The organism is Streptomyces hesseae, from assembly GCF_031845785.1.
Classification (GTDB): domain Bacteria; phylum Actinomycetota; class Actinomycetes; order Streptomycetales; family Streptomycetaceae; genus Streptomyces; species Streptomyces hesseae.
The window spans coordinates 50790-69237 of sequence record NZ_JAVRFI010000001.1 but is presented as its reverse complement, the minus strand read 5'-3'; the positions used below and the strand labels follow the sequence as shown (position 1 = coordinate 69237).

Genomic DNA, 18448 nt, shown 5'->3' with positions numbered 1-18448 from the left:
CTTCTCCTTTTCCTCGGGTTCGGGGTGCGGCTCGCCTTCGCACAACGAGCCCGGGACACCGAGGAAACGGGATGTCGGGCTGTTACGCCGAGACGAGCGGACGCGTCCGCTCCGGAGCGTGGTGGTGCCCCGCCCCGGCCCGGTGCTCCGCCCGGTGCTCGACCCGGTGCTCGAGCCCGGCCCGTACGCCGGGCCACTCCTCGTCGAGGATCGAGTAGAAGGCCGTGCCCCGGACCATGCCGTCGAGGCCGCGGGTGTGGGCGCGGTGGACGCCCTCGAGGACCGCGCCGAGGCGTTCGATGGCCGCGCGTGAGCGCGCGTTGCGGGAGTCCGCGCGCAGGGAGACGCGCCGGACGCCCCAGGTCTCGAAGGCGTGGCGCAGCATCAGGAGCTTGGTCTCGGTGTTGATGCCGGTGCCCTGGGCGTGCGCGGAGAGCCAGGTCCCGCCGATCTCCACCGCGTCGGGTATCGCGGTGAGGGGATCGCCGAGCGGGCCGCGCGGGGCCGGGGGCCACTGCACCGGGCCCTGCCAGTAGTCCAGCTCGCAGAACCGCGTCGAGCCCATGACCAGGCCGTCCGCGATCCGCACGGTGGCGAAGGGCAGTGCCCGGCCCGCGGCACGGGCCGCGAGGGCCTCGGCCACATAGCGGGCCGTGGCCTCGGGGCCGTGCGGCACGGGAGTGAAGGCGTAGCTGCTGCGGTCCTCGGCCGCCGCGGCGGCCAGGCCCTCGATGTGGTGCTCGCCGAGCGGTTCCAGCCGCACGGTGCGGCCGTGGAGGAAAACGGGTACGGGCACGGCGCCGGGATCCTTCAGCGATGGGGGTGACGACAGAGAAAGGAGAGACGTCCTGCTGCTTTCCTGCACGGTGGTTCTCACGCTCACCGTGGGGCTTGCGGGACGGGTGTCGTCAGTATGGGGTGGGGATACCCCCGCGCGAAGGGCGGAAAGGTAAACAGAGGGAAACGGAACAGTAAATCCGCCGTGCCGCCCCATGCCTTGTCCGCTATAGGGCCCGCTATAGGGCCTTCCCCTGCCCCCCCGTCAGGCCTTTCGGCTGTCGGTGAGCTCCTCCGTGGCCTCGTGGACGGCCCGGGTGAGGCGGTGCGTCACCTCGAGCAGGAAGGCGAGCCGCTCGTCGTCGTAGTCGTCCAGGACGTCCAGTACCGTCCTGCCGAATCCGGCGAAGACCTCCTGCATCTCGGCGTCGTGCCGGCCGGTGGCGACCACGACGACCTTGCGCCGGTCGGTCGTGGAGCGCCGGCGCTCGATAAAGCCGCGCCGCTCCAGACGGTCGAGCACGGCGGTGACGGCGGAGGTGCTCAGTCCGGTGGCCGTCGCGAGCCTCCCGGCCGTCAGTTCCTCCTCGTGGCGGGCCAGGTCGAGGCACTTGAGGTCCGTGAAGTTCAGCCCGAACCGTTCGGCGATCGCGCCGTGCAGCATCAGCCCGCGACCCGCCTGGTCGCGCATGGCCTTCATCAGATCGGCGATCAGCTCGGACCTGTTCTCGGTTGACACGGCACACCTCGGCAGATATATCTCGATGCGATGGATATTTCGATGGATGGGAATATCCGCTTCCTGGGATTAGTCTAGGCTCCTGGAGGGCATCGTGCACACCCGGTCCACCCCTGTCCTGATCGTCGGAGCGGGCCTCGGAGGCCTGTCCACCGCGCTCTTCCTCGGGCTGCACGGCGTGCCCGCGCTGGTGGTCGAGCGCCACCCCGGCACATCGCTGGAGCCGAAGGCCCGGGGCCAGATGCCCGCCACCATGGAGGCGCTCCGCGCCGCCGGCCTGGAGCAGGCCTTCCTCGACGCGGCGCCCCCGGGCCGGCCCGAGATGACCATCGTCATCGCGGAGAGCGTGACCGGGCGGGTGTTCCACAGCATCACCGAGACCATGCCGGACTTCGCGCGGTACTCGCCGGCCCCCACCGGCATGGTCAGCCAGGAGCGCGCCGAGCCGCTGCTGGCCGCGCGCGCCGCCGAGCTCGGCGCGGACATACGGTTCTCCACCCGCCTGGAGTCCTTCGCCGACGGGTCGGACGGGGTCACCGCCGTCCTGCGCGACCTGGCCACCGGCGAGACCTACGAGGTCGAGGCCGCCCACCTGGTGGGCGCCGACGGCCATCGCGGCGGGATCCGCGAGGCGGCCGGCATCGGCTTCCACGGGCGCGGCGCCATCGGCGAGAACACCAGCCTGCTCTTCGAGGCCGACCTGGAGGTGTCCCTCGACGGCGCGGCCGTGCAGATGCACTACCTCCAGAATCCCGCGCTGCCCGGCGGGTCGGGCGCGTTCGTCTCCACCGACACGCCCGGCAGGTTCGTGGCCGCCGTCGGGGCGACCGGGGACGACGAGCACGCCCGTGAGGTCGTCCGGCTGATCACGGGCCTTCCGGAGCTGGAGGTGAAGCTGCTCGGCGCGACGACGTGGTCGACCGCCTGCCGGGTCGCGGACCGCTTCTCGTCCGGCAGGGTGCACCTGGTCGGGGACGCGGCCCATGTGATGCCGCCGACCGGAGGCCAAGGCGGCAACACCGCCCTGATGGACGGCCACCACCTCGCCTGGAAGCTCGCCGCGGTCGTCCGCGGCCAGGCCGGCCCCGGGCTGCTGGACAGCCACGACGCCGAACGCAGGCCCTTCGCGGAGTTCCTCGTCGAGCAGCAGTACGCGAACATGGTGCACCGGATGTCACCGGACCTGGCCGACGACACCGTGGCCGAACGGATCGACCCGGCCCGCCTGCTGTTCGGCTACCGCTGCCCGGCGGGCGCGTTCGTCCCCGAGATGACGGCCCCGTCGGACGACGCCCTCTTCGAGGACCCGGCCACCCCCAGCGGCCGCCCCGGCACCCGGGCGCCGCACGTACCGCTGGGGGACGGGTCCACGCGTGACCTGTACGGCCGCGGCTTCGTGCTCCTCACCGACGACCCGGGCTGGCGGTCCGGAGCGGAACGGGCCGCCGAGAGCCTCGGCGTCCCCGTCACCGTCCCGGCCCTGGACGGGGAGTGGGCGGCGGCGCACGGCGTCACCCCGTCCGGGGCGGTGCTCGTCCGGCCCGACGGCCTGATCGCCTGGCGCGGGAGGGCGCAGGGCGACCCGGCGGAGGTCGAACGGGCCCTGCGGGTGGTGCTGGACCGGTGACCGGGCGGCCGCCGGCCGCCCGGCCGGGTCAGCCGTCCTCGATGTCCGAGATGAGCTTGGTGCTCAGATCGCTCTGCACCGCCAGCCGGGTGTGCCCGGCGTCCGGGCCTGTGCCCCAGGTGAGCGTGACCGTGGTGAACAGGTGCCCGGCACCGGAGTCGTGGTAGCGGACCTCCCAGTGGGTGGGCACGTCCTGGGCGCGCAGTACGCCGTCGGCGTGGTTGGCCTCCTCCCAGGCGGCCAGGCGCTGACGGAGATCTTCCGTGAGGTAGTGGGCGCGGAGCTCCTGGCCCAGGTCGTCCGTGCCGTCATCGACGGCGTCGATGTAGGCGCCGTAGAAGTCGGCCACCCGGTCGACCGCCGAGTCCGGGCTTCCGCCGCGGACCGCGTCACCTGCCTGATCGTCCGTCATGAATTCCCCCTGAGAGCAATGGTGTTCAGTTCACGCCCTTGATGACAATCTGCCCCTCTTCTTGTGGAAACAGTCCTTTCAGGTGACATATAGCTGGACGTGATGGTCTGGCCCCGGCTAAGTCCCGGGGGAGGGCGACCGCCCCGGCAGCAACCCCGCCGTCTCCAGGTCCCGCCACAGCTCCGGCGGGATCCTGGTGCCCGCCAGGGCGACGTCCGTCCCGACCTCCTCCGCGCTGCGCATCCCCACCAGTACGGACGCCACCGCCGGGTGCCGGGCGGGCCAGGCCAGGGCCGCCGCGGGCAGGGGTACGCCGTGGCGCTCGCACACGGCGGCCAGCCGCCGGGCGCGGGCCACCGCCGGGGCCGGCGCCCGGGCGTAGTCGTAGCGCGGGTCCGTGTCCGGGTCGGCCAGGACGCCGCTGTTGAAGACACCGGCGGCCACCACCGCCACCCCTCTCCGCTCGCACAACGGGAACAGCCCGCGCTGCGCACTGCCGTCCAGCAGGCTGCACCGGCCCGCGCACAGCACCACGTCCAGGTCGGTCTCGGCGATGAAACGGGCGAGCATCGCCGTCTGGTTCATCCCGGCCCCGATCGCACCCACGACCCCCTCGTCCCGCAGCCGTGCCAGCGCGGGGAACCCCTCGCCGGCCGCCTGCTCCCAGTGCTCGTCCGGATCGTGGAGGTACAGCACGTCGACCCGGTCCAGGCCGAGCCTGCGCAGGCTCGCCTCGACGCTCCGCAGCACGCCGTCCCGGCTGTAGTCGCGCACCCGGAGCCGGTTCGGGGCGCCGGTGAACTCCGTACCGTCCCCGCCCGGCGGCAGGTCCCCGGGCCCGTCGGCGAGCAGTCGGCCCACCTTGGTGGAGACCGTGAACTCCCGGCGGGGAAGCCCGCGCAGGGCCGCGCCGAGCCGTTCCTCGGAGAGACCGGCGCCGTAGTGCGGGGCGGTGTCGAAGTAGCGGACGCCCGCGTCCCAGGCCGCGCGTACGGCCTCCGCCGCGTCGTCCGCCGTCACCGGGCGGAACAGCCCGCCGAGCGCCGCGCCGCCGAAGCCCAGCCGGGTGACCGGCACCCCCGACCGGCCGAGCAGGGCCCGGCCGGCGGGACCGCCGGGCAGGGCGGGCGACGAGCCGTCATGATCTGATGCTTCGTCAATCATGAAGCCATTCCGGCAGGTTCGGCGCTGTCGGCGACAGGCGGTTCCCGGTCAGCGCGTCGGCAGGTGCCGGGCGAAGAACGAGCGCACATGGTGACGTACCCACGGCACCGACACGGCGGGATCGACCGCGCCGACCAGCCGGACCCGGTCCTCGGCGGTCAGCAGCCGCGCCGACCGCAACTGGGGCACGAAGGCGGCGTAGTCCGTGAACACCCCGTGCGCGGCCCGGTCGAGCTGCCGCCGGTCCGTGCGCCCGCCCGGGTGGGCGAGCATGGCCGACCAGGACCGTTCGAGCCGCCGTCGATCGGGGAAGCCGTCGGTGCCCAGCAGGAGCAGCGGCCGGTCCACCCCGTGGCGGGCGACCGGATACAGCTCTCCCACCCGCCCGGGGCCCTCGGCCGGGTGGTCGAGATAGCCCTCCATGTCGACGGCCGCGCGGACACGCCGGTCCTCGTACATGAGCTCGGCGGCGGTGGTGCCGCCCGCCGAGTGGCCGTACGCGCCGACGCGGCGCGGGTCCAGCGCGCGGCCGAGACCCTCCGGCAGCGGCCGTCCCGCGGCGTCCGGGTTCCGCCTCGCCGCCAGTGCCTTCAGCGCGTCCAGGACGAAACGCGTGTCCGCGACCCGAGTGTCGATCATGGTGCGGAAGAGCGGTGGGTCCATGCGGGGATCACCCCGGAAGGCGGTCTCGCGCCAGGGTTCGGGACGGTGGTCCGTCGTGCCCGGGAACTCGACCACGCCGGCGTCGCCGGGATGATCGACGGTCACCACCGCGTAGCCATGGCTAGCGAGCTCCTCGGCGAGCCCGGTGCCCATGGTGCGCGGATCGCCGCCGCCCGGGCTGTACAGCAGCACCGGCCGCTGCCCGGCGAGCGCGGGGGCGTCGGCGTACGAGCGGGTCATGGTGGCCGCCCAGTCCACCCCGCTCGGGGGCAGGCCCGGATGGACGGCGGGGGCGGTCTCCGGGAACCTCCCCGCGGCGATGGCGGACATCTGCGGTGCGACGGACCGGCCGTGGACCTCGCGGGCGGGGTAGAACACCGTGACCATCAGCTCCCGTTCCGGAATCGAGGGCGTCAAGGGGTCGGGCCGGGAACGGTCGACCAGATACAGCGTGGTGACCCCGGTCCGGTACGGGCCGGTCGGCCCCGGCAGGCGCAGGGCGACGCCGGTCGCGGCACGCGACCGCTGCCGCGCCCGCGCAGGTGTCGCGCCTCCCGCGAGCAGCAGCGCGGCACCCGCCAGTACGGCCGACCCGGCGACGCCCCGCCGGGATATCCCGGCGGTCTTTCCCCCGCCGTCGGTTCCCTCATGAAACGTTCCTGTAAGGAACATGGCTCTCCCCTCACCTCTCCGTGAACGCGCCCCTTACGACGCGCCCCTTACGACGCGCCCCTTATGCTGCGGCCCGGAGGGGAACGGGGGCGAAGGTTCAGGCCCTGACCGAAACGATGGCGCGTCGCGGACGGGGAGAGCAGTGATCAGGATCCACCTCACGGCCGCCGACTTCGCCGGGATCCGCTTCGCGCCCCGCGCGGCCCCGCTGCTGGAGCTGAACACGGCCCTGATGAAGCTGCTGACCCCCGGCGACGAACTGCTCTTCGGCCGCTGGCGGAGACGGTCGCTCCGCTCCTTGCCGGCCGCCGTCGAGGCGCTGGGGGACCTGGTTCCCGCCGGCCGGGCCCCGGGCTTCCTCGACGTGTTCGACGACTCCCTGGAGGAGGGGCTCGACGCCGCCCGGGAGTGGCGCCCCGACGAGGTCCGTTCGGAGATCGAGCGCGTCTACGCCGGGCACCCGGCCCCGCCCCCGCTCTGGGTCCGCGATCTGCACCGCGGCGAAGCCGGCGCCTGGCGCGTCCTGCGCCGCGCCCAGCACACGGCGTTCGACAGCGTGCTGCGCCCCGTATGGCCCGTGGTGCGGGACCTCCACCAGCGGGAGTTCACCCGCCACGCCCTGGCGGTGGCCGAGCACGGTCTCGGCGCCGCGCTCGCCGGACTCGTGCCGGGCGCGCGGCTGTTGGGGAGCGTCTGGGAGTTGCCCGGGGCCCGGGAGCGGGACGTCGAGCCCGGCGGACGCGGTCTGGTGCTGCGGCCCACCTTCCACTGGAACGGGCACCCGCTCGTCTCCGACCTGCCCGGCCGCCCGGTGCACGTGACCTTTCCCGCCGGGCCGGGCCTGCCGATCGCCCCGCCGCTCACCCCGTCCGGACCGGACGACCCGGATCGCCAGGAGGAGGCGCTGGCGCGGGTGCTCGGGCGCACGCGTTGCGAGATGCTGATCCTGCTCGCGGAGGAGCACACCACGAGCGGACTCGCCAGGCGGCTGGGCGTCAGCAACGCCACGGCCTCCGCCCATGCCGCCGCCCTGCGCGGGGCGGGGCTCGTCACCACGGTCCGCGCCGGGCGGGCGGTCCTCCACCGGCGCACCGCCATGGGAAGCCTCCTGGCCGGGCGGCCCGCCCCGGCACGCGGCGCGTCAGGCTGACGGCGTGCCCCCGGACCCCGCCCACGAGGGCAATGAAATGCGGGAAATGAAATGGGGACACAAGCCGTAGATCGTCGGCATCGTGCTGGGGGCGGTCTTCGCCGCGGCCCTCTCTCCTCCGCCGGCCTGATGCCTCCGTCCGGGGGATGCCCCGTCAGGAGGAGCGTGTCCGATACCCGGTGACGATGCGGCGGAGCGGGCCTCACGCCATTCTGATTAGGCACGCTAAGCGAGTCGGGCACGGGCGACCGTGTCCCTCAACGGGGGTTCGCGAAAAGTGTTTGATTACATCGGCCACTTCGCCGATCGCATGGAGAAGCTCAAGGAATCCGGGCAGTACCGCACGTTCGTCGAGATCGAACGGCTCGCCGGTCGCTTCCCACAAGCCCTGCACCACGGGTCCCAGGGGACACGTGAGGTCACCGTCTGGTGCAGCAACGACCATCTGGGCATGGGCCAGCACCCCGACGTGCTGGCCGCGATGCGCAGGACGCTCGACACCTCCGGCGCCGCGGCCGGCGGGTCGCGGAACATCTCCGGGACCACCCCGCACCACGTCGCCCTGGAACGGGAGGTCGCCGACCTCCACGGCAAGGAGAGCGCGCTGACCTTCATCACCGGCTACGCGGCCAACGACGCCGCCCTGTACGTCCTGGGGAAGACCCTCCCCGACTGCGTGTTCTTCTCCGACCGGTTCAACCACGCCTCGATGATCATGGCGATGCGGGCCAGCGGCGCCGAGCGCCACGTCTTCGACCACAACGACCCCGCCGACCTCAACCGGCGGCTGAACGACGTGAGCCCCGGGCGCCCGAAGGTCGTGGCCTTCGAATCCGTCTACTCCATGGACGGCGACGCAGCCCCCATGGCCGAGCTCTGCGCTGTCGCCCAGCGGCACGACGCGTTCGTGTACGTCGACGAGGCGCACACGGTCGGCATGTACGGGCCCGAGGGCGCCGGCATGGCCGCCCAGCTCGGCGTCGGCGACGAGGTCACGCTCCTGATGGGCACGTTCGCCAAGGGATACGGCACCGCCGGCGGCTATGTGGCGGGCCCCGGGCCCGTCGTCGACGCCGTCCGCAGCCTCGCGCCCGCCTTCATCTTCACCCTGTCCATGCCGCCGGCGCTGGCCGCCGGAGCCCTGGTCAGCGTGCGGCACCTGCGACGCAGCGACATCGAACGCCAAGGACTCCACGAGCGGGCCCGGCTGCTGAAGACCCTGCTGCGCGACGCCCGCATCCCGCTGGTGAGCGAACAGAGCCACATCGTGCCCGTGCTCGTCGGGGACCCGGTCCGGTGCCGCGAACTGGCGCGGATCCTGCTGGAACGGCACCGGATGTACGCCCAGCCGATCAACTTCCCCAGCGTGCCCAAGGGCACCGAGCGCCTGCGCATCAACCCGTCCCCGGTCCACCAGCCGCTGGAGGTCCACCGGTTCGCCGACGCGCTCCGTCGCTGCTGGGACGAGCTGGACCTGCCCCGCACCGCACCGGCGCGCGTACGCGCCCGGTCGGCGTGACCGGCTCCGGCCCGGCGACCGGCCTCGCCCCCCGCCTTCCGGCAGGGGGCGAGGCCGTGGTCACCCCATGGGCCCGCTGCGCGCTGCTGTACCTCTTCTTGTTCCTCATGGGCGCCGAGACCTTCCTGGTGTCCCCGCTGCTGCCCACGATCGCCGCCGACCTGCACGTGGGCACCGGGGCCGCGGCCCAGGTCGTCACCGCCTACGTCCTGACCTACGCGGTGGCGGCCCCCCTCCTCGGCGGCGTCTCCGACCGGTTCCCGCGCCGCTTCTTCATCACCGCCGGAGGCGCGCTCTTCGTCGGCGGCAATCTGCTGTGCGCCACGGCGGACAGCCTCACCGCCCTGACCGCCGCCCGCGCCCTCACCGGACTCGGCGGGGCGACGGCCGCCCCCGCCATGTGGGCCTACCTCTCCGAATCCGCCGCCGGCCACCAGCGCGGCCGCGCCGTCGCCATGGGAGTCTCCTGCTACGCCCTGGGACAGGTCCTCGGCGTGCCGCTCGGCGGGCTCCTCTCGGACGCGGCGGGCTGGCCGTGGGCGTTCGCGGCCGTCGGCGCGGGGCTGGCCCCGGTCGTGCTGCTCATAGGGTGGCGACTGAAGGGCCCCCGGCCCCCGGCCGCCTCCGTCTCCCTCCTGGCCGGTTTCGCCGTGTGGCGGCAGCGGCGCCTGGCGGTGCCCCTGCTCTCCACCGGCTTCCTCCAGGCCGGCCGGCTCGGCGCGTACACGTTCGTCGGCGCGCTCTTCGCGGAGCGGTACCACTACGACACGGCGCGGCTCGGACTCATCGGCCTGCTCGTGGGGGCGGGGTCACTGACCGGCTCGGTGCTTCTCGGCCAGGTGAGCGACCGGGCGCGGCGGCGCGGCATCGGTGAGAACGCGCTGTCGGCGGGCTGCGCGCTGGTGTTCGTGGGAGCGAGCGTCGTCGCGCTGGTCAGCACGGTCGCGGCGGTCAGCCTGGTCGCGGTGTTCGTGTGGATGATGGCCGGGGGCGCCTTCTACACCAGCCAGCAGACGTACCTCGGCGGCGCCGATCCGGCGCGGCGCGCGAGTGTCATCTCCTGGAACGGCACGCTCGACCACCTGGGTGTGGCCCTGGGAACGGCCCTGCTCAGCCCGTGGGCCGTCGCGGGCCCCGGCTTCGTCGCCGTCACGGCGGCCCTGGGGCTGACGGCCGCCGCGCTCTCGGCGGTGGCGGCGCGCCGGGCGGCCGGATAGGTTCCGCTCGGCCTTCAGGAATACCCCTGGGGTCATTACGGTGGAAGAGAGCTCCGAATCCACCCCCGGGGTGCGTCGACTGTGAGGTCGACCGGTGAGGAGTCGCCGCCGTGCATGCCGTCGAGACCCTCGAACTGGAAGGCCTGGGCAACCGCAGCTATCTGGCGGGCGGTGCCGCCGTCGCCGTGGCGGTCGACCCGCCCCGCGACATCGACCGGGTCATCGCGGCCGCCGCCCGGCGCGGGGTGCGGATCGGCCTCGTGGCGGAGACCCATGTGCACAACGACTACATATCCGGCGGGCTGGAGCTCGCCCGGGTCACCGGCGCCCGGTACCTGGTGCCAGCGGCCGCCGCGGTCTCCTTCGCCCGTACCCCGGTCGCCGACGGCGACACGATCCCGGTGGACGACGGCCTGACCCTCCGGGCCCTCGCCACCCCCGGCCACACCCCCCACCACACCTCCTACGTCCTTGAGGAGCACGGCCGGCCCGTCGCCGTCTTCACCGGCGGCTCGCTCCTCATCGGCACCGTCGGCCGGCCGGACCTGGTCGAGCCCCGGCTCACCGGGCGCCTGGCCCGCGCCCAGCACGCCTCCGCCCACCGGCTGGCCGACGAGCTCGACGACGACGTGCCCGTCCTGCCCACCCACGGCTTCGGCAGCTTCTGCTCGTCCTCCCCGGCCCGGGGCGACGCCACGACGATCGGCGCCGAACGCCGGACCAACGCCGCCCTGACCGAGGACGTGGAGACCTTCGTCGCCGGACTCCTCGCCGGCCTGGACGACATCCCCGCCTACTACGCCCACATGGGCCCGGCCAACGCCGCCGGGCCCGCGCCCGTCGACCTCACCCCGCCCCGGCGGGCCGACGCGAACGGGATCGCCGCGCGGCTGGCGGCGGGGGAGTGGGTGGTGGACCTGCGCCGGCGCGTCGCCTTCGCCGAGGGGCACGTCGCCGGTTCGTTCAACTTCGAGGGCGACGGGCAGCTCGCCACGTATCTCGCGTGGCTGATCCCCTGGGGCAAGCCCCTCACCCTGCTCGCCGCCGGCCCAGAGGAGCTCGCCGCCGCGCAGCGGGAGCTGGTGCGCGTGGGCATCGACCGGCCGGCCTCGGCCGCCACCGGCACCCCCGCCTCCTGGGCCCGCCCGGGAGAGGCGCTACGCTCCTTCCGCCGTGCCACCTTCGCCGACCTCGCCGCCGCCCGCGCGGCAGGCGAGCCGATGGTGGTGCTGGACGTGCGCCGGGACTCCGAGCGCGCGGCGGGCTTCGTCAGCGGCTCGGCGCACATCCCCGTCCACCAATTGCGCGACCGCGTCGGGGAGGTGCCACCGGGAGTGGTGTGGGCGCACTGCGCGGGCGGGGCGCGCGCGGCGATCGCCGCGTCCCTGCTGGACGCCGCGGGACGGAACGTCGTCGCCGTGGACGACGTCTTCGACGCCGCCACGGCCGTGGGGCTCACCGTCCCCGGGCGCGGCGCCGCCTGACCGTTCCCGTCCCATAGGAAGTGATCGAACGATGTTCCCGCAGTCCCTCCACGGCTTCGGCTGTCCCGGCCCGGTGCGCACCCGGCCACAGGAACGCGTCCGCCACGACCTCGCCACGACGGCCCGGGCCAGGGAAGGAGGGACCGAGAGCGGACTGCCGGCCGCCGGCGGAAGCCTCGGCGACGGCGTCATAGCGTGAGCGCCCTCATACTCGCCCTCGCCGCCGGAGCGGCGGTCGGGCTGGCACTGGGCGCGCTCGGCGGAGGCGGCAGCGTCCTGGCCGTACCCGCGCTGATCTATCTGCTCGGCTTCACCCCGGCGGCGGCCACCACCGCCAGCCTGCTCATCGTCGCGGCGACCTCCGCGACCGCCCTGTACGCGCACGCCCGCTCCGGGAACGTCCGCTGGAGGACCGGCGCGCTGTTCGCGGCCTCGGGACTCCTCCCCGCCGCGGCGGCCGGAGCCCTGGCGGCCCACCTGCCCCAGCGGGCACTGACCGCGGCCTTCGCGGCGATAGCCACCCTCGCGGCTGTGATGATGCTGCTCGCGACCCGCGAGAAGCCCGCCGGGAAGAAGCCCGCCGAGGAGGAACCCGAGCCGTCGCGCCGCGCCCCCGCCGGGGTCAAGGCCGCCGGGACCGGGGCCGGTCTGGGTGCGCTCACCGGACTGCTCGGCGTGGGCGGCGGCTTCCTCGTCGTCCCGACGCTCGTCACGGTGCTGGCCTTCGAGATGCAGGCCGCCGTCGGCACCAGCCTGCTCGTCATCACGACCAACTCCCTGGCCTCCCTGGCCACACGAGGCGCCACCGCCTCCGGCCTCGACTGGTCGGTCATCGCCCCGTTCGCCGCGACCGCGATCCTGGGCGCCTGGGACGGCAAACGACTGGCCGCCAAGGTGCCCGGCACCGCACTGCGCCGCGCGTTCGCGGTGGCCCTGCTGGCCGTGGCCGGCTTCATGCTCGTCGACGCCCTGACGTGAACCGTGCCACTCCCTGGGCACCGTGTGGGCGCAACGCTTCCCCCCGTTCTGGCGTTACCCACAGCGGTACGCACCGACGAGGAACGGCGGGGAAGATGGCCCACGACATCCAGGAGCCCTTGCGGGGGTGGAGCAGACTGAGCTCCCATGTCGTCCACCAGGGAGGCCATCTGACACTGCATCACGAACGCGTCCTGCAACCCGACGGCACGGAAGGGACGTACGACCGCGTCACCATCGCCGACGGCGCCAGAACCGTCGCCGTCGACGCCCGGGGCCGTGTTGCGCTGGTGGAGGACGCCTGCTACCCGCTGGGACGACGCCTGCTCCACGTACCCGGCGGTGCGATCGCCGAGGGCGAGTGCCCGAGGGAAGCGGCGCGGCGCGAGTGCGAGGAGGAGACGGGCCGAAGCCCCGGCACCCTCCGCCTCCTCACCGTCTACCACCCCCTGCCGGCCCGCACGTCCGCCGTGACGCACCTGTACCTCGGCACGGACCTGCGCCCGGGAGCCGGGCTGCACCGGGACCCGACCGAAGCCGGTATGACGGTGCGGTGGATCCCTCTCGACGACGCGGTGGCCGCCGTCCGGGCCGGGGAGATCACCGAAGCCGGAAGCGCCATCGGGCTGCTCTTGGCGGTCTCTGCCCTGGCCCGTCAGGAGTGACGCCCCGCCCCAGGAAGAAGCGCACCAGCCGGACCTTGTCCTCGCCCAGGACGGGCACGGCCCGTTCGACCAGCGCGTCCAGCCGGGCGCGCTCGTCGGCGGGCAGCGCCGCGTACGCGCTGCGGGCATCGGCCGGGCCCCAGCGCAGGACGGCGGTACGGGCTTGCTCGCGAAGCCGGTGGTCGGCGTCGTCCAGCAGGGTCAGATAGCACCGCAGCTGGAATATCCCGCGCTGCGCGGCGAGCAGCCGGAAGGCCGCCGCCCGGACGTGCCGGGGCCGGCCGGACGCGAGCCGTTCCCACAGCCATGGCTCGGGGAGCCGGTCCCCCGAGGAGACGAGCGCGGCGGACACCTCACGGGCGACGGCCGCCGAAGGGTCGTCCAGCAATGGCCGCAGGCGCTCGGCGTCGACCGCGCCCAGGGCACGCAGCGCGGCGACCGCCTGGGCTCGCACCCGCGCGACCGGGTGCGCGAGCAGTGGGTGGAGCAGTGCGGCGTCCTGGCGGCTGCCGCACTCGCCCAGACCGGCCGCCGCACCCGGCGGGACGTCCGTCAAGGGGCCGGCGCACAGCTCGCGGTAGTACGGCAGCGGGTCGGTGCCCTGCTGCCGCAGCACCCAGCGCGCGCAGGCGCGGACGATGCCCGTGCGGTCCGTGAGGAACGCCGTGGCCTCGGCCGAGCGCCCGGTCCGGTGGAGCGCGGTCACCCCGGAGGCGCGCACCCGCGCCGTCCGGGCGCGCAGCAGCGGGTCGAGGAGCTCACCGTGCCGGCCGTCCTTCGTGTGGGCGAGGACGGCGTCGGCACAGACGTCCTGGACGACCACGTCGGGATCCGTGGCCGCGATACGGGCGAGCCGGGCGGGGGAGAAGTGGTTCCGGCGGACGGCGATCCGGTGGCCGAGCCGCCGGATGGCCGGGTCGCGGCTGTCCAGCAGAGTGTCCGTCAGCTCGGCGTCGGCGTTCTCGAGGATCTCCATGAGCAGGCCGTGGGCGTGGACGCCGTGCTGTCGCGCCGCCGTGCGCAGCGCGACGGAGGCGATGAGGGCGACGGTGCGCGGCGCCGCGCCGGCCAGTCGGGCGCGCAGCAGGGCCCGGGCCAGGTCGCGGACCGGGCCCACCCAGTCCGAGCAGCGCACGGCCACGAGCGGCAGCAGCGCCGGGTACCCGGCGGTACGCTCCAGGGCGGCCTGGCGTACGCGTCCGTCGGGGTGGCACAGGGCGATGGCCAGGACCGGTTCGTCGGCGGGCGGTTCACCTGTCCGCAGCCAGGCCATGGAGGGCAGGCCGGACGGCCAGTACCAGTTGAGCCGCCGCACTCCGAGATCGAGGGTGACCCACAGCCGGGGGTCACCGGTGTCGAGAAGCGACTCCAGGGTCGTTCTCTTCTTCCCCTGGCGCCGGGCGGCGGTGGCAACCGCCAGGGCCAGGCCGTCGACGTCGGCGCGCCGGGTGTCCATAAGGGGCATTCCTTAGAAAGCGAGGGTGAAAGGGCCATCCTTCACCGGTTGTCATCCCGTGGACAAATGCTTTCCTTCGCCGTCGGTGGTGACCGGCGGACGCGTCTCAAGGACGACGGCCGTGCCGGCCACGGGCCGTCGCTCGTGCATGGTGAACCGCCGACCGGGCCGGAGGTGCCCCCAGAGCGAGGGGGTGAGGGGCGCGAGCCGTACCGTGGCGCGTCCGCCGGGCTCCAGGGCGTCCCTGCCCTCGACCCAGAGCGAGGCGATGGCGAACGCCGCGTCACCGGTGGGTGTGCGGTGCCCGATGTCCCACAGCGGCCGCAGCACCCCCGCGCCGGGGACGGGCATCCGGCGCGGGGCGTCCTCGGCCAGGGCCAGTTCAGCCCGGATGACGCCGTTGCGGGTCTCGTACGCGCGCCACCGGCACCAGGCCGTGCTCCGCTCCATCCGCAGCCGCCCGGCGGCGTCCGCGAGCGTCTCCCAGAAGGAGAGGGGCAGAGCGGGCCCGCGGCGGTGCTCCTCCAGCAGGTTGAGGGCGAACTCCCAGTCGTCCCGGACGAGACAGTCCCAGACGTCCCGCACCGTGAGGTCGTCCTCGGCGGCGGTGCTCTCGGGCACCAGCAGGGAGGCGGCTTCCAGCAGTCCGGGAACGTCCATCCGCCGATTGTCGTCGATCCGTGAACGAACCGGGGAACCGTCAGGCGTGCTGCCCCGCGAACGGCATGGGCGTGGCCGCCGCGTGGCGGCGGTAGCCGCCGGGAGGAAGGCCGTACGCGCGCTTGAACGCCTTGGCGAAGGCGAACTCGGAGCCGTAGCCGGTCCGGGCGGCGACGACGCTCAGGGGATGGTCGGCCTCCCGCAGGAGCCGTGCCGCCGTCGTCATCCGCCAGCGGGTCAGATAGGCGAGCGGTGGCTCCCCGACGAGGGTGTGGAACCGGCGGGCGAAGGCGGCCCGGGACGTCCCGGCGCGGGAGGCCAGGGACTCGACGCTCCACCGGGCCGCGGGGTCCTCGTGGATGGCCGTGAGCGCCGGGGCGATCACCGGGTCCCGGAGGGCGGCGGACCAGCCCGCCACCGCCGTCACCGGCTGCTCCTCCAGCCATGCCCGCAGCACGTACAGCAGCAGCGCGTCGATCAGCGCGGGCACGATGCCGGCCGCACCCGCCCGTTCCTCCTCCAGCTCGGCGCGCAGGAGCCCGACGGCGCCGGAGAGTTCGGGGTGCCGTCCGTGCCGGGTCTCCAGGTGGACGACCTCGGGCAGTTGACGGACCAGCGGGTGCGGCCGTCCCTGGTCCAGGTGGTAGGCGCCGCAGAGCAGCGTGGTGCGCGCGCCGTCGCCGCCCAGGGAGAACGCGCCGATCGGCGAACCCGGGCGGAACCGCGCCGGGCCGGCGTCGGCGGCGGGTGTGCCGGGGGCGTCGGCGAGGACGTGGCTGTGGTTGTCCCGGAGGAAGACCACGTCGCCGGCGTTCAGGGGGATCGGCTCGTGGCGGGGCGCGGCGTCGTCCGGGGAGAGGAGCCAGCAGCTTCCGCGCAGGACGACGTGGAATCCCGCCCCGGCCACCGGCGGCAGGCGCATCCCCCAGGGGGCGCGCCCCTCGGTGCGGACCGAGGCCGGGCGTCCCGTGCGCATCGATCCGAGCACTTCGGTGAGGATGTCCATGTGTGCGGCCCCCGTCCGTCTTCCGCGAATTCCCGCGTGATCGTCTCAGACGGCGGTCTCGTCCCGGACGGTGAGGACGATCTTTCCCTGGGTGCGGCCCGTGCCGAGCAGTTCGTGCGCCTTGGTCACGTCCTCCAGGGGGAAGGCCGCGGCGATGTGCGGACGGACGCGCCCGGCGTCGACGAGCGCGGCGATCCCGGCCAGGCCCTCGGCGTCCGGCTCGACGGACACCCCGGCGAAGCGCCGCCCGGCGGCCCGGACGCGCGCGGCGAGCTCCTGGTCGCGGTGCTGCATGATGCTGACGAGTATGCCGCCGGGGCGCAGGACGCTGAGCGAACGGTCGCCCTCGGCCGACGAGTCGAGGACCACGTCGAGGTCCTCGAACGCCTCGGTGAAGTCGGTGGTGCGGTAGTCGACGACCTCGTCGGCGCCGAGGCCGCGCACGAAGTCGTGCTTGGCTTCGCTCGCCAGCGCGATGACATGGGCGCCGCGCGCCTTCGCGATCTGCACCGCGAGGTGGCCGACGCCGCCGGCGGCGCGGTGGATCAGGACCCGGTCACCGGCCTTCACCTCGGCCGCCCCCACCAGGGACTGCCAGGCGGTGAGCCCGGCGAGCGGCAGCGCCGCCGTGTGCGAGTGGTCGAGCGAGGCGGGCCGCCGGGCGAGGTGGCCGGCCGGCACGGCCACGTACTCGGCGTATCCGCCGGCGGCGCGCGGGAAGAGCGGCATGCCGTAGACCTCGTCGCCGACCGCGAATTCCGCGCCCTCGGCGGCCTCCTCGACCACGCCGGAGACATCCCAGCCGATGCCGAAGGGCGGCTCGCCGAGCAGCGGGAGGAAGCCGGACCTGACGGCGGCGTCCACGGGGTTCAGGGCGGCGGCGTGGACCCGGACGAGCACCTCGCCGGCCTGCGGACGCGGTCGCCCGGTCTCCACCACCTCCAGGACCTCGGGGCCTCCGAAAGCGTTCTGGGTGACGGCGCGCATGGGGTTTCTCCTTGATCGGACTTTGACCGGATCGGCTTGATGGTCCAACCGTAGAGAGATCAACAGAGACGGAGAATGGCTTTCTGTCTTTCTTTCATGTCCGATCGTCTTGATGCGGGGCGGTACGTGAGGCGGTACGTGGGGCGGCGCTGCCGGACTCGGCATGCGGATTGGCGGCCGGGCCCTCGGTGCTCAGCAGGACGAGCACCGACGCCGGCCCGAGCCCCAGCGCGGCACGCCGCGCGTCCGCGTCGGCGCCGGTGAGCGCCGCGCGGACGCCCGCGAGGGAGGCGGCACCGCAGGGGCCGGAAGGGACGCCGAGGGACGCCAGGTCGGCGGCCGCGCGGGCGCTGCCGGCGTCCGTGACGGTGACCGCCGCGTCCAGGCCGTCCCGGAGCACCGGCCAGGCGAGATGGGAGACGGTGCCGCAGTTGAGGCCGGCCATGGTGGTTCCGCCGGTGGCCACGGTGACGGGCCGCCCCGCCGCGAGGCTCGCGGCGAGGCAGGCCGCGGCCTCCGGCTCCACCGCCAGCAGCGCCGGGGCCCGCCCGTCCCGGCGGCTCCGGTAGTGGGTGACGACGGCCTGGGCAAGCGAGCCCACACCCACGGGCACGGCCACGAGACCGGGCGCCCCCGCCCGGGCGAGCGCGAGCTGGGTGTCGATCTCGGCGCAGAGCGTGGCGTACCCCTCGACGATCCACGCCGGGATCCGCTCGTAGCCGGGCCAGGCGGTGTCCTGGACCAGGACCGCGTCCGGCGCGGCCGCCGCCCCGGCCGCCCGGCGCACCGCCTCGTCGTAGGTCCCTGAGACCCGGGTGACCTCCGCCCCCTCGGACTCGATGGCCGCCACGGCCTCCGGGTGGACGCCGTGCGCGACGAAGACGTGGGCGCGCCGGCCGAGCAGCCGGGACATCCGGGCCACGGCCCGCCCGTGGTTGCCGTCCGTGGCGGTCACCAGCGTCACAGGACCGGCGGCCCCCTCGGCTTTCCGTTCCGCGAGGACGCGTCGCACCGCCCAGGACGCGCCCAGCGCCTTGAACGCCGGCAGTCCCAGCCGGGACGACTCGTCCTTGACGAACACCCGGCCCACCCCCAACTCGACGGCCAGGGCCGGAAGTTCGATCAGTGGGGTCGGGGCGTAGCCGGGCAGGGAGGCGTGGAAGTCCCACGCGTCGGCGGGGGCGGGCTCGCACGTCCAGGACCGGGCGGCAGGACGGACGAACCACGACGGAGTGCGGGAAGAGGCGAAGTTCTCGGGCATGCCACCAGCGT

General features: G+C 74.2%; 18 protein-coding genes. 8 read left to right on the top strand and 10 right to left on the bottom strand.

What is annotated here, in order from left to right; translation table 11 throughout:
* Window positions 1–82: 82 nt before the first annotated feature.
* Together RM609_RS00265 and RM609_RS00260 are read right to left on the bottom strand one after the other, a co-directional pair.
* Window positions 83–796: a GNAT family N-acetyltransferase gene (locus RM609_RS00265; protein ID WP_311606835.1), complete on the bottom strand. Its 714-nt coding sequence runs from the start codon at window positions 794–796 to the stop codon at window positions 83–85.
* Window positions 797–1042: 246 nt separating this feature from the next.
* Window positions 1043–1516, bottom strand: coding sequence for a MarR family transcriptional regulator (locus tag RM609_RS00260; RefSeq protein ID WP_311606833.1), 474 nt, complete (start codon window positions 1514–1516; stop codon window positions 1043–1045).
* A gap of 94 nt (window positions 1517–1610) precedes the next feature.
* On the opposite strand from RM609_RS00260, the gene RM609_RS00255 reads away from it, so the two are divergent.
* On the top strand, window positions 1611–3143 hold the full coding sequence (locus tag RM609_RS00255; protein WP_311606832.1) for an FAD-dependent monooxygenase: 1533 nt from the start codon (window positions 1611–1613) through the stop codon (window positions 3141–3143).
* Between the two features lie 28 nt (window positions 3144–3171).
* Here the strand turns inward: RM609_RS00255 and RM609_RS00250 are convergent, their stop codons facing one another.
* The 3 genes from RM609_RS00250 to RM609_RS00240 form a co-directional block, all read right to left on the bottom strand.
* Window positions 3172–3555 carry a hypothetical protein gene (locus RM609_RS00250; RefSeq protein WP_311606830.1) on the bottom strand — a complete coding sequence of 128 codons (384 nt, stop codon included), beginning with the start codon at window positions 3553–3555 and terminating at the stop codon, window positions 3172–3174.
* A gap of 117 nt (window positions 3556–3672) precedes the next feature.
* Complete coding sequence (locus tag RM609_RS00245) at window positions 3673–4719, bottom strand: aldo/keto reductase (RefSeq protein ID WP_311606829.1); 1047 nt, start codon at window positions 4717–4719, stop codon at window positions 3673–3675.
* A gap of 48 nt (window positions 4720–4767) precedes the next feature.
* Complete coding sequence (locus tag RM609_RS00240; protein ID WP_311606827.1) at window positions 4768–6054, bottom strand: alpha/beta hydrolase family protein; 1287 nt, start codon at window positions 6052–6054, stop codon at window positions 4768–4770.
* A 142-nt stretch (window positions 6055–6196) separates the two neighbouring features.
* Here RM609_RS00240 and RM609_RS00235 point away from each other — a divergent pair, with 142 nt between their 5' ends.
* The 7 genes from RM609_RS00235 to RM609_RS00205 all read left to right on the top strand — a co-directional run bounded on the left by RM609_RS00235 (window position 6197) and on the right by RM609_RS00205 (window position 13067).
* Window positions 6197–7204 carry a helix-turn-helix domain-containing protein gene (locus RM609_RS00235; protein ID WP_311606826.1) on the top strand — a complete coding sequence of 336 codons (1008 nt, stop codon included), beginning with the start codon at window positions 6197–6199 and terminating at the stop codon, window positions 7202–7204.
* A gap of 277 nt (window positions 7205–7481) precedes the next feature.
* Window positions 7482–8723, top strand: a complete 1242-nt coding sequence (gene hemA / locus RM609_RS00230) for a 5-aminolevulinate synthase (RefSeq protein WP_311606825.1) — start codon at window positions 7482–7484, stop codon at window positions 8721–8723.
* Window positions 8724–8779: 56 nt separating this feature from the next.
* Entirely contained in the window at window positions 8780–9940 is a 1161-nt protein-coding gene (locus RM609_RS00225; RefSeq protein ID WP_311606824.1) for an MFS transporter, read from the top strand.
* Window positions 9941–10050: 110 nt separating this feature from the next.
* Window positions 10051–11424, top strand: a complete 1374-nt coding sequence (locus RM609_RS00220; protein ID WP_311606823.1) for an MBL fold metallo-hydrolase — start codon at window positions 10051–10053, stop codon at window positions 11422–11424.
* Between the two features lie 31 nt (window positions 11425–11455).
* A complete protein-coding gene (locus RM609_RS00215) occupies window positions 11456–11623 on the top strand; it encodes a hypothetical protein (RefSeq protein ID WP_311606822.1) in 168 nt (55 codons plus the stop codon).
* On the top strand, window positions 11620–12402 hold the full coding sequence (locus tag RM609_RS00210; protein WP_311606821.1) for a sulfite exporter TauE/SafE family protein: 783 nt from the start codon (window positions 11620–11622) through the stop codon (window positions 12400–12402). Before RM609_RS00215 ends, RM609_RS00210 begins: the two co-directional genes overlap by 4 nt.
* 95 nt (window positions 12403–12497) lie before the next feature.
* Window positions 12498–13067, top strand: coding sequence for an NUDIX domain-containing protein (locus RM609_RS00205; RefSeq protein WP_311606820.1), 570 nt, complete (start codon window positions 12498–12500; stop codon window positions 13065–13067).
* Here the strand turns inward: RM609_RS00205 and RM609_RS00200 are convergent.
* The 5 genes from RM609_RS00200 to RM609_RS00180 form a co-directional block, all read right to left on the bottom strand.
* Window positions 13003–14523 carry a hypothetical protein gene (locus RM609_RS00200; protein ID WP_311606819.1) on the bottom strand — a complete coding sequence of 507 codons (1521 nt, stop codon included), beginning with the start codon at window positions 14521–14523 and terminating at the stop codon, window positions 13003–13005. The genes RM609_RS00205 and RM609_RS00200 overlap by 65 nt on opposite strands.
* Before the next feature lie 51 nt (window positions 14524–14574).
* Entirely contained in the window at window positions 14575–15183 is a 609-nt protein-coding gene (locus RM609_RS00195; protein WP_311606817.1) for a hypothetical protein, read from the bottom strand.
* A 40-nt stretch (window positions 15184–15223) separates the two neighbouring features.
* A complete protein-coding gene (locus RM609_RS00190; RefSeq protein WP_311606816.1) occupies window positions 15224–16189 on the bottom strand; it encodes an AraC family transcriptional regulator in 966 nt (321 codons plus the stop codon).
* 45 nt (window positions 16190–16234) lie between these two features.
* Entirely contained in the window at window positions 16235–17176 is a 942-nt protein-coding gene (locus tag RM609_RS00185; RefSeq protein ID WP_311606814.1) for an NADP-dependent oxidoreductase, read from the bottom strand.
* A gap of 94 nt (window positions 17177–17270) precedes the next feature.
* Complete coding sequence (locus RM609_RS00180; RefSeq protein WP_311606813.1) at window positions 17271–18437, bottom strand: diaminopropionate ammonia-lyase; 1167 nt, start codon at window positions 18435–18437, stop codon at window positions 17271–17273.
* Between the last annotated feature and the right edge of the window lie 11 nt (window positions 18438–18448).